The sequence below is a fragment of the Amycolatopsis sp. SID8362 genome, from assembly GCF_010550475.1.
Classification (GTDB): Bacteria; Actinomycetota; Actinomycetes; order Mycobacteriales; family Pseudonocardiaceae; genus Amycolatopsis; species Amycolatopsis eburnea.
On the sequence record NZ_JAAGNB010001733.1, the window covers coordinates 1 to 4,313 of the forward strand.

4 protein-coding genes are annotated in these 4,313 nt (G+C 71.6%); 2 read left to right on the forward strand and 2 right to left on the reverse strand.

What is annotated here, in order from left to right; genetic code table 11:
• On the forward strand, positions 1 to 687 hold a 687-nt coding region (locus G3I65_RS53105; protein WP_160703857.1), incomplete at its 5' end, for an IS481 family transposase.
• Between the two features lie 103 nt (positions 688 to 790).
• Here G3I65_RS53105 and G3I65_RS53110 read toward each other — a convergent pair.
• Together G3I65_RS53110 and G3I65_RS53115 are read right to left on the reverse strand one after the other, a co-directional pair.
• Complete coding sequence (locus G3I65_RS53110; protein ID WP_160703859.1) at positions 791 to 1,741, reverse strand: GNAT family N-acetyltransferase; 951 nt, start codon at positions 1,739 to 1,741, stop codon at positions 791 to 793.
• Positions 1,742 to 1,790: 49 nt separating this feature from the next.
• Positions 1,791 to 3,632 carry a Xaa-Pro dipeptidyl-peptidase gene (locus G3I65_RS53115; protein ID WP_166641716.1) on the reverse strand — a complete coding sequence of 614 codons (1,842 nt, stop codon included), beginning with the start codon at positions 3,630 to 3,632 and terminating at the stop codon, positions 1,791 to 1,793.
• Between the two features lie 67 nt (positions 3,633 to 3,699).
• Between G3I65_RS53115 and G3I65_RS53120 the strand changes: the two genes are divergently transcribed.
• Positions 3,700 to 4,313 (forward strand): SAM-dependent methyltransferase (locus G3I65_RS53120; protein ID WP_309236099.1); only part of this gene is annotated, 614 nt, incomplete at its 3' end.

Genomic DNA, 4,313 nt, shown 5'->3' on the forward strand with positions numbered 1-4,313 from the left:
GTGCACGCGGTGCTGGTGCGCTGCCGGATCAACCGGCTGTCCCGCATCGACCGGGTCACCGGCGAACCGCTGCGCCGCTACGAACACGACCATCCCGGCTCGCTGATCCACGTCGATGTCACCAAGTTCGGCAACATCCCCGACGGCGGCGGGCACCGCTACCTCGGCCGGCAGCAAGGCGAGCGCAACAAACGCGCCACGCCAGGCTTGCCCCGCGGCGCGGACTACAAGCCCCGCACCGGCACCGCGTTCGTGCACACCGTCATCGACGACCACTCCCGCGTCGCCTACGCCGAAATCCACACCGACGAAACCGCGGTGACTGCCACCGCTGTCCTGCGCCGGGCCGTGGCCTGGTTCGCCGATCTAGGCGTGACTGTCGAACGCGTGTTGTCCGACAACGGCTCGGCCTACCGGTCCCACGCTTGGCGCGAAACGTGCGCCGAGCTGGGCGTTATCCCGAAACGGACCCGGCCTTACCGGCCTCAGACGAACGGCAAGATCGAACGTTTCCACCGGACCCTGGCCGACGGGTGGGCCTACGCCCGCTTCTACCCGTCCGAGAGTCTGCGGCGGGCGGCGCTACCGGACTGGCTGCACTTCTACAATCACCATCGACCCCACAGCGCAACCGGCGGCAAGCCGCCGGTCACCCGGCTGACCAACCTCCCCGGACATCACAACTAGCCCCGGTCCCGAGCGCCCCAATGTGGCCTTCGGTGCGTCAGACGCACCCAAGGCGGCCTTCGGTGCGTCTGACGCAACCAAGGCCGCCTTGGGGCGCTCGGGGTCAGACCTCCAACGCCCAGCGCACGTACCGCTGCTTCGGCACGAACCCCGCCTTCGCGAAGATCCCCGACGCGCCCATTGGGTCCGCCGAGTCGACGTTCAAGCTCGCCCGGTCGTACCCCTGCTCCGCGGCCGCCCGCAGTGCGTGGCCCAGCAACGCGCTCGCGACACCCCGCCGCCGGTGCTCCCGCAGCGTGCCGATGACCATGAAGTGCGCGTCCCGCACGCCGGTCGCCGCGGTGTCCGCCTCCCAGGACAACGTCACCAGCACCCCCATCGCGACGCCGCCGTCCCGTGCCAGGAAGGAAACCCCGGGCTGGAACGTCTGGTTGACGATCTTGTTCCGCCACTGGTCCGCCGGCATCGGCGCGGCGCCCCAGAAATCCCGGTAGGACGCGTTCCGCACCGACCGGAAGTCCTCGTCGTTCGACGGCGACCATCCCTCGATCCGCACCCCCGGCACGACGACGTCGGCCACTCTCGTAAGCGCATGCTCCATCCGCTGGAAGTACCGGACCGGCGCGAACCCCCGCGAGCGCGCGAGTTCGGGCACCCCGGCGATGTGCTCGGCCTTGTGGACGTCGACCACGAGCCGCAGCGCGGGGTGGTGCCGGGCGTGCACGACCTTCGCCGCCGCCACGCCCGCTTCCAGTAGCGCCGTCCCGATGCCGCGACGGCGGTACGCCGGGTGCACCCCGCCGTCGAGGAAGACCCGGTGGACTTCGTCCGCGGACGCCTTGTGGCGGACCTTCATGTAGCCGACCATCGCCTCGCCGTCCAACGCGGCGAGGCTCGCCCGCTCGAGGTCGGCGTACGGGTCGATCAGCTCCTGGAGCGTGTCCTCCTCGGTGTAGTTCTCCCCGATCCGGTCCACGGTCTCGATGGCGTTGAGCAGATCGGCCGACGCCTTCGCGTCCGCCGGGACGAGCGGCCGCCACGTGAGTTCGCGCATGCGGCCGAACGTAACCGCGCGGAAGCCCGCTGTCGTGCGGTTTTCCCGGCTAGCGCAGGTCCGCCCGACCCGCCGACGGCACGTGCTCGCCACCGGACGGCGCCGGGTGCGTCGTCGCCGCCGGGACGGCGCCGGCCACCGGGACCGAGGCCGACGTGCGCGCCAGGTCCAGCGTCACCCGGCCCGGCTGGGCGGGGCCGCGGATGAAGCTGCCGTCCGTGCCGCCGATGATCAGCGCCAGCGCGTGCCCGCGCGGGACGACGTGGTCGGTCGAGGCCAGCCGGAACGTCATCGAGTACGCCGTGCCGGGCGTCAGCGGGCGTTCCTGGGACAGCGACGCGTAGTTCGCGAGGTCCGCCCAGCCCCGGCTGAGGATCGTGTAGCTCACCTTCTTCACGTCCGCCGACGCGATCCGGTAGCAGGCGTCGTCGCCTGCCGTCGACGATCCCCAGCAGTTCTCGGCCGTCCCGGTCTTGATCCCCTCGCCGCTGCCGGCGAAGTTGCGGATCGTCGCCGGGCCGAGGTCCACCAGCAGCGCCGAAAGCCGCGCCGACGACGTGCTCGGCGTCGCCGTCACGGTGAGCGTCGTGGTCCCGGACACCTGGACGTCCGCCGCCAGCGCCCCGGTCGAGTAGGTGAGCGCGGCGCTGCCCGGGTTCGTCACCCAGGTGTCCTCGCCCAGGCTCGGGTTGTCGGTGAAGGACGCGGTGCCGGACGTCGGCGAAGTGCCCAGCGTGCCGGACGCCCCCGGCCGCAACGTCGTCGCGACCGCGTTCGCCGCCGGGTAGGCGCTCTGGTCCACCCACTGGTCCGGCTGGCGCTCGACGCTCGCCTGCGGCCCGTTCTGGACGCCGTTGTCGACGCCGAGCAGGTAGTGGTCGAACCACCGGTGCAGCAGGTCGACCCAGTCCGCGCGCCGATAGTCGAACGGGTCGACGTGCCCGGTCTGCGACAGCCAGATCTTCTTCTCGACGGTCAGCCCGCGCCACCACTGTCCGAAGTGGATGGTCTTGACGTTCAGGTCGTTGACGCCGTGGGAAAGCAGCACGCTGGCGCGCACGTTGCCCGCGTTCCTGGCGTAGTCCCGGTCGGCCCACAGCGGCCCGTAGTCGCCGTTCGCCGTCGCGCCCTGGGTGAGGACCTGGTTCTGGGCCGAGCAGTTCTGCCCGGAGTTGCGGGCTTCGACCGTCTGCGCAAGCCCCGCGGGGTTGAACCCGAACGTCGCGCCGTCGGAACGGTAGTAGTCGTACCAGGAACTGATCGCGGAAATCGGCACGATGGTCTTGAGCCCGTCGACACCGGTCGCCGCGACGCCGTTGGCGATCGTGCCGTCGTAGGACTTCCCGATCATCCCGACGTTCCCGGTGCTCCACGCCGCCGTCACCGCGCTGCCGCCGGTCTTCGCGCTGTAGCCGGTGGCGCGGCCGTTGAGCCAGTCGACGACCTTGCGCGCCGAGTCGACGTCGGAAGCGCCGCCGACGTCCGCGCAGCCCGCCGAGCGGTTGGTCCCGGCCAGGTCGACGAGCACCACCGCGTAGCCGCGCGGCACGAAGTAGTTGTCGTAGAACAGCGGGAACTTCACCGGTTTGCCGGCGCTGTCGTAGGTCTTGAGCTCGCTCTCGTTGCCGCGCCCGCAGCAGGAGTAGTACGGGCTGGCGTCCATGATCACCGGCACCCGCGACGTCGCTTCGCTCGGCCGCACGATGTCGGCCGCGACGCGGTCGGGCTTGCCGTCGCCGTCCCCGTCGTGGCCGATGTCGACCCAGACGGTTTCGCGGATCGCTTTCGCGTAGTCGTAGACCGGTTCGCTCGCCGCGGGAGCCGCGGCCGCCGGGGCCACCGCACCGGACAGGAGCACCGCCAGGACCCCGCACACCACACCGAGTCGCATGCCCGTCACGCTAGCGAGCCGGCGAGGGCGCCCACCACGGCGGAAAGTCGGGGGTACGTTGGAGATCGTGACGGAGTCCCTGCCCGCCGTGAGCCGCACCGCGGTCGGCGTCGCCGCGTTGCGCGCCGCCGAGAGCCGCCGCCCGGACCGCCTGTTCGACGACCCGTACGCGGCCGCGTTCTTCGAAGCGGGCCGCTCGGTCCTGCCGGACACGTCGCCCGAAGGGCCGCAAGCCGGCCTCGGCGCGCTGTTTTACCCGCAGGTCGTGATCCGCACCCGCTTCTACGACGACCACCTGCTCGGCAGCGACTGCACGCAGATCGTGCTGCTGGCGGCCGGGCTGGACACGCGGGCGTTCCGGCTGGCCTGGCCGGTCGGCACCCGGCTGTTCGAGCTGGACCTGCCGGAAGTGCTGGCGTTCAAGGACGGCGTGCTCGGCGAGCAGCGCGCCGAACCTTCGTGCGAACGCGTCGTCGTGCCCGCGGACCTGCGCGAAGACTGGGCCGCCGAGCTGCGCGCCGCCGGGTTCGACCCGGCCGCGCCGACCGCGTGGCTCGCCGAAGGCCTGCTGATGTACCTGACGCCCGAGGAGGCCGAGCGGCTGCTGACCACCGTCGGCGTGCTGTCGGCGCCGGGCAGCCGGATCGCGTTCGAGCACCGGCCGGGCACCCCGCCGGACAG